The sequence below is a fragment of the Parendozoicomonas verongulae genome (assembly GCF_009711465.1).
In the GTDB taxonomy this organism is placed as follows: Bacteria; Pseudomonadota; Gammaproteobacteria; order Pseudomonadales; family Endozoicomonadaceae; genus Sansalvadorimonas; species Sansalvadorimonas verongulae.
On the sequence record NZ_SMME01000722.1, the window covers coordinates 1 to 5805 of the forward strand.

Genomic DNA, 5805 nt, shown 5'->3' on the forward strand with positions numbered 1-5805 from the left:
TTAACTCGAGAGGTGAAAGTCCTCTTACCAAGTATTCGCAGAGCCGAAGGTTAACGAAAGGGCAAGGGCGTTGTCGCGAGGCCGGGTCTAAATGAACCCCAACGCAAAATCACGGGGCAACGAATAAGAACCCAAAAACAAACCACCCAAATCACCTCTGAAGCTTAAGCACCTCACCAGTAAATTCCCTCAAAGACATAAGCCACCCCTGCTGCTCTTCCGTATAAGAAGCCTGAACAGACTCCGGAACCACCAGCTGCAAGTTACTCGCCTGCATCTCCGATGTCTGGGACTGACTGATCCCAGGCTGCAGGGTCAGCAAATGTTTTTTCTCAATCTTGTTTGCTTCTGACAGCACCTGCCGCCACCGGTCTTTACAGCTAGATTTAGCCCCCAGCACCCGCAGGTGAGCACCAGGAAAGCCCTCATTGTGATAGGACTCAAAGGAAGGGAAGAGGAAGTCAGGCTTCTTCTTATTTTCCGTAACATTCTTACGGGAACCATGCTCAAATTTAATTCCGAACTCCCGGAAAGCATGATCAAGGTGGTTCTCCAGACCAAGACCTGGCCGCCTGAAAGAGGATCAGTTCGCCAGCCATTTTTTTGTTCCTTATCCAATCACAATATCAAAATAGCCTCTCTTACCCCCATTCTTTAACATCCCCACGCGCCTAAGCACATCAGATAGTTGCTCAGATTTTGAGGGCTGTCTATGCCTGTTCACATGAAACGAGAAAAAGCTCCATGCTATGGACAGAAGAGTGCGAGAGGGGCAGTCTTACCAAAGACTTTTTCCCATAAGTACAAAAGCAAGGCACATTTTCGGTACAGGACTATTCAGGAGGAGAAAATGGCTTTTTATATGATCACCTATGGGCGCTCAGAGATTACTGAGGCTTACGTAGGCCAGACAGAACAGGACACTGTTGCAAATGCCAGAGGCCTGATTGACAAATGGCCTGAATATACAGGCATGGACGATAGAGAGATTGTCGACATGCTTCGTGAAGATGAAATGTGCGAATTTGATATGGTACAAATTCAAGCTGAGTGGAAAGGTTCTGAGTTACCACTAAAAGTTATGGTTGAACTTTATGACAATCAAAAAGTGCCTGCTCGTATTTATACCGCATAGACGTTAAATGCAGTTCACTCATCATCTGTGTACAGTTTCCTCTGATTTACTTTTAGCTGAGGCTGCATTGCGGCTGTAGTGAGTCATGATACATACAGAGAGGAAGCGGGATAACCACGTTAAAGGACTGATTTTCATGGCAAGACGCAGCAATGGCTTTAGAACAGTTGTCAAAGTCGCCAAGGCTATTGATCGCGCTAATAAACAAGCGATAAGAGAAAGAGAACGGCAAGAAAAGGCTCTGGCCAGAGAAGAAGCACGGTTGGAGCGTGAGTTTGCCAGGCAGCAGAAAGACTATGAGCGTCAGATGCGCCAAAGGGAAAAAGAGGAAATCGCTGCGGCCAAAGAACGTCTCAAAAAAGAACTTTCTGACTCAAAAGCTATGTACGAGCTGCGCTGCTCCGAACGAGAAAGTTTAAGAACACAGATTATTCGAGAGGTCTTGAAATAGAATGGAACCTACGATGATTGCTGCAGCCGTAGCAGCCGCTACCATTTCTGCAGTGCTGACTTTTTTCATTACCAGCAAACAGGCCGATAAGAAGATAAAGGAATATTCGTCTTTATCCGGAGCGATCAAAAGCAAACAGTCTGAACTTGAAACGCTGCAAATTGAAGCTAAAAAGGCTGAAGATTATTTTAAGAAAACAGACGCTGATACCAAGGAGCTTCAAAAGCTCAAAAAGCATGCCGACCAGATCGAAGACTCTCTTGAAGAGGGAAAGAAACAATATCAGAAACTGACTACCGATCTGGATGCGATAAAAGTATCCCATGAAGCAGAAAGTGTGGCACTTGATGCCCTGTTAGCTGATCTGGATCTCTACTCCCGCATAGATGGTTTGACCAGCCATGGCCACTTTGAGAGACCAGAGTATCTCTACGAAACCTCTGAACGGTTTGCAGAAGAAATAAAGCAGATCCGACAGGAGCAGAAGGAGCTTATTAAGGTGAAGGAAGCCGTCACCTACCCTGAAGACATCGTCATCTCCGAGAACAAATCCTACAACAAAAAAATTCTTGAGGGTCAGGTGCGCCTTATGCTGTCTGCCTTCAATATTGAGTGCGACCTTCTCATTGGCAAGGTCAAGCCAAGTTCTTATGTAAGAACACTGGAGAGGATTGAAAAGCTTGCCAATACTCTGGAAAAGTCAGCCGCAAGTCTCAAGTGTGGCTTTAATATTCGCTATGTCGAACTGAAGTTTCAGGAGTGCACCCTCCAGTACCAGCACGCACTCAAAAAGCAGGAAGAGCAAGAAGAACAGCGGCTAATCAGGGAGCAGATTCGGGAAGAGCAAAAAGCCATCAAGGAATACGAGAGAGCGGTAGCTCAGGCTGAAAAAGAAGAGCGCATGTACAGGGACATGCTGGCCAGAGCACGGGAAGAGCTCAGCCAAGTTTCTGAAAAAGAGAGAGCTGTGGCTGAGCAGAGAATTGCGGATCTTGAGCAACAGCTGGCAGATGCAGAAGCCAAAGAGGAGCGAGCCAAGAGCATGGCAGAACAGACCAGAAAAGGTCATGTTTATGTGATTAGCAATATTGGCTCGTTTGGTGAGAACGTTTATAAAATTGGTCTTACAAGACGACTTGAACCGATGGATCGAGTCAAAGAGCTGGGTGATGCAAGTGTGCCATTTTCCTTTGATGTACATGCCATGGTTTATGTGGATGATGCCCCCGCACTAGAGTCAGCACTCCATCGGGAATTCACAGAGTCGAGAGTGAATGCCGTGAATATGCGAAAAGAGTTCTTTCATGTAGATCTGCACGATATTAGGCAGGCTGTTGAGCGAATTGCCGGAATAGATACTGAGTTCAAAATGACGGCGCTTGCAGAAGAGTATTATGAAACCAGACGATTGCAGAAGGTAGACGTAGCTGCAGCCTGACCGGCTCCGGCTCCGGCTCCGGCTCCGGCTTCCGGCATTGGGTGGATTAGTTTACACGCAGAGTATGACAAACAGCGTTTTTAGGAGGGAGTGATGTTCGTGATCAAAGTCATTAAGACCGAACAAGATCATGCTGAAGCCATGGCTCGCCTGCTAGATCTGATGGACAGCAATTTTGTTGAAGGCTCCGCTGAGGAGAATGAACTGGAAGTGCTCTCTATTCTTATCGAAAAGTATGAAGCAGAGCACCTCCCTATGGATAACCCTGACCCGATAGAAGCTATCAAGTTTCGTATGGATCAGCAGGGCCTATCTCGTAAAGACATGGTGCCTTACTTTGGTTCTCAAACTCAGGCTTCTGAAGTTTTGAACGGCAAGCGTCCTCTGACCCTTGCCATGATTAGAAAGCTTTATCTTGGGCTTGGCATTCCTGCGGATATTTTAATCCATAAGCCTCAACTCACAACAGAAGTTAGCAAGTTTGGTATATCGTGACTGAACATGTGAAAGGTTCGTCAGTGTATACCTAAAACCTCAAGCTCTCTCACGTAGTGGATGGAAGGCCTCTGAGGAGGCCTTTTTCCTTCTGCGACGACTATGATTAATGAGGCTGGCTATGCTCAATTTCCAACTCTATCTCTGCCAGCTCAACCTTGGGGTCTGCACATATATCCAGCGGATCTCGGCCCATTTCTGCAGCACACTGCTTTATCATCGTCTCCATGCTTTCAGATGCCTTAAAGAACACTTTAAATGGCAGATAATGTTTGACCATCTGGTTGGCAACATTAATGGCCACATGCTCCATCTCTGTTTTGTTGTTCGCATAAGCCATGGCCGCTAACAAAAAGAAAACTGTTTCAGTGGCTTCAGTCTGATGATACCGGTTAGGCGACATGGACTCTCCGTGATACTCCCTCACTTTCTTATTCGCACTTCAGATTAACACGAAAATAAACGACCACAACCACTCGCTTTCTCCCCACACCATCCTAATGTGAACACTGCAACGAACAACAACATCAAGGAGAAAGCCATGAGCAAGAACGCCACAGAGACTAAGACTACAAACAAGTCAACCGCAGCCGCCTCAACCGAGATCATCGCCAAAAACTTCAAGGCCATGCTCAACAAAACCTACGAAGTACGGATTGATGAGCAGCCTGTCACCGAAGGTGGCCTGAACTGTATCGGAGGCTGGAAAGCCACTCTCAAAACAGCCAGCGAAGAGGTCGCCTTCGACGAAAAGGCACTCGCTGAAATACGCTACGAAAAAGGCGACTACCTGCTCGACGACGCCAAAGGCAAAGGCCGCACGGTGGCTTTCTATACCATGCGAAAGGTCAGCCCCCGCCTGTAACCCGAGACCTCACCCCTGCCCACAGGGGCCAGTCTGGCCCCTTCCTGCTCCCTCCTTGTCTGATCAGACCACCCAACTATCCTTCCTCCCCACCTCTCCCCCTTTTCCTGTCTAAAGCCCACAACCGGCCAGCTGTCGGCTGCTGCGTTTGCTTTCCTTAACTGCGGTTGATAGCTTGTGAATAACGGTTGAATTGATCTGGTAATCATTCAACACGGAGGCATGGAGAATGCCGGAATACGAGCAAGTCATCTGTGCTGTGGATAACGCACTGGCCGCCTACCAGAGGCTGGTCGACAGGGACGACCAAAAACAAAACTTCATAGAAACTTTTGTCTGCGAGCAGCTTCAGCAAATAAAAGACAAGGTTCAGGCCAGTGAATATCTGAGCAGTTTCATTGATCACAACGAAGAGCTGCTGGCGGAGTATCTGGAGAGTATTGCCAACAGCCTGTGGAAACAAAACGTCAGGGAGACGACACATGGGTGAGAGGCAAACTGTCAAAGGCCGCATATACCTGCTGGCAAAGCGATCCAACACCAAACCGGACAAAATCAGTTACCAGATCAGCGGCTGCGAAATGCCCGACCTTGGTTACCTAACTGTGGATAGCCGGGAAGTGGAAATGAACATCCCGGATGATGTGGACGCAGTCCAGCTGGCCATCCAGGAACTCACAGCTACCAAAACCCAGATCGAGCAACAGGCCCGAGCCGAGATAAACGACATTGAAGAACGTCTGGATATTCTGAAAACCAGCGCAGCAAACACCCCGCAATAACCCTCCCTCCAGAGGCCAGAACCATCAGGCCTCTCCCTTCCCGCAACCGCAATTACGGTCAGAGCGGAAATATAACGCCTGATAAAATCCCGCACTGTCCCTTTTACTTTGCAGAGTCCCAGCAAGGATTCGCAAATGAAAGGCATCCACATTTTCAAAGCCGGTGAGCATACCGACAGCAAAGGCACTGCAGCCGAGTTCACCGAGTCCATCCTCAAAGCGTCAGCCGACGCCTACGATCCCAAACAGCACGAAGCCCCCATTGTTGTCGGCCATCCCAAAAGCAACGGCCCGGCGTGGGGCTGGATTACTGATGTCCAGTTTTCCGAAGAGGGCCTGACCGCCAACCCGGATCAGGTTGACCCGGAGTTTGAAGAGCTGGTGGAGAAGGGCCGGTTCAAGAAGGTCTCGGCCAGTTTCTACCAGCCCGACAGCCCTAACAACCCGGTGCCCGGCGTCTACTACCTGCGCCACGTGGGTTTTCTGGGCGCACAGCCCCCGGCCATCAAGGGCCTGAAGGACATCGAGTTCAACGACAGCGATGAAGGCGTGGTGGAGTTTGCCGCCAGCATGGACGGCCTGACCAACAGCGTACAACTCGTCGGCACGGTATTCCGCAAACTCCGCGAGTTCCTGATC

General features: G+C 48.9%; 9 protein-coding genes and 1 pseudogene. 8 read left to right on the forward strand and 2 right to left on the reverse strand.

The annotated features are described in order from the left end of the window. Positions 1-151: 151 nt before the first annotated feature. Positions 152-559, reverse strand: a pseudogene (locus E1189_RS26160) (type II restriction endonuclease); the annotation flags it as partial. 291 nt (positions 560-850) lie between these two features. Here E1189_RS26160 and E1189_RS03905 point away from each other — a divergent pair. The 4 genes from E1189_RS03905 to E1189_RS03920 all read left to right on the forward strand — a co-directional run bounded on the left by E1189_RS03905 (position 851) and on the right by E1189_RS03920 (position 3519). Further along, a complete protein-coding gene (locus E1189_RS03905; protein WP_155158759.1) occupies positions 851-1135 on the forward strand; it encodes a hypothetical protein in 285 nt (94 codons plus the stop codon). Between the two features lie 136 nt (positions 1136-1271). Beyond that, positions 1272-1586: a VIT1/CCC1 transporter family protein gene (locus E1189_RS03910; RefSeq protein WP_155158760.1), complete on the forward strand. Its 315-nt coding sequence runs from the start codon at positions 1272-1274 to the stop codon at positions 1584-1586. 1 nt (position 1587) lies between these two features. Beyond that, positions 1588-3024: an SNIPE associated domain-containing protein gene (locus E1189_RS03915; RefSeq protein ID WP_155158761.1), complete on the forward strand. Its 1437-nt coding sequence runs from the start codon at positions 1588-1590 to the stop codon at positions 3022-3024. A gap of 99 nt (positions 3025-3123) precedes the next feature. After that, positions 3124-3519, forward strand: a complete 396-nt coding sequence (locus tag E1189_RS03920) for a helix-turn-helix domain-containing protein (RefSeq protein ID WP_155158762.1) — start codon at positions 3124-3126, stop codon at positions 3517-3519. A gap of 106 nt (positions 3520-3625) precedes the next feature. Here E1189_RS03920 and E1189_RS03925 read toward each other — a convergent pair whose 3' ends face one another. Continuing rightward, entirely contained in the window at positions 3626-3922 is a 297-nt protein-coding gene (locus E1189_RS03925) for a hypothetical protein (RefSeq protein WP_155158763.1), read from the reverse strand. Between the two features lie 138 nt (positions 3923-4060). Between E1189_RS03925 and E1189_RS03930 the strand changes: the two genes are divergently transcribed. The 4 genes from E1189_RS03930 to E1189_RS03945 form a co-directional block, all read left to right on the forward strand. After that, on the forward strand, positions 4061-4384 hold the full coding sequence (locus E1189_RS03930; RefSeq protein ID WP_155158525.1) for a hypothetical protein: 324 nt from the start codon (positions 4061-4063) through the stop codon (positions 4382-4384). A 229-nt stretch (positions 4385-4613) separates the two neighbouring features. After that, complete coding sequence (locus tag E1189_RS03935) at positions 4614-4874, forward strand: hypothetical protein (protein WP_155158764.1); 261 nt, start codon at positions 4614-4616, stop codon at positions 4872-4874. After that, the gene (locus E1189_RS03940; protein WP_155158765.1) at positions 4867-5166 is read left to right on the forward strand and encodes a hypothetical protein; all 300 of its coding nucleotides are present in this window, start codon (positions 4867-4869) and stop codon (positions 5164-5166) included. Before E1189_RS03935 ends, E1189_RS03940 begins: the two co-directional genes overlap by 8 nt. A gap of 135 nt (positions 5167-5301) precedes the next feature. Further along, a partial coding sequence (locus E1189_RS03945) for a hypothetical protein (RefSeq protein WP_230460132.1) occupies positions 5302-5805 on the forward strand: 504 nt, incomplete at its 3' end.

Coding starts and splice junctions, on each gene's coding strand:
- E1189_RS03905 (WP_155158759.1), top strand. CDS start 851: ATGGCTTTTTATATGATCACCTATGGGCGCTCAGAGATTACTGAGGCT.
- E1189_RS03910 (WP_155158760.1), top strand. CDS start 1,272: ATGGCAAGACGCAGCAATGGCTTTAGAACAGTTGTCAAAGTCGCCAAG.
- E1189_RS03915 (WP_155158761.1), top strand. CDS start 1,588: ATGGAACCTACGATGATTGCTGCAGCCGTAGCAGCCGCTACCATTTCT.
- E1189_RS03925 (WP_155158763.1), bottom strand. CDS start 3,922: ATGTCGCCTAACCGGTATCATCAGACTGAAGCCACTGAAACAGTTTTC.
- E1189_RS03930 (WP_155158525.1), top strand. CDS start 4,061: ATGAGCAAGAACGCCACAGAGACTAAGACTACAAACAAGTCAACCGCA.
- E1189_RS03935 (WP_155158764.1), top strand. CDS start 4,614: ATGCCGGAATACGAGCAAGTCATCTGTGCTGTGGATAACGCACTGGCC.
- E1189_RS03940 (WP_155158765.1), top strand. CDS start 4,867: ATGGGTGAGAGGCAAACTGTCAAAGGCCGCATATACCTGCTGGCAAAG.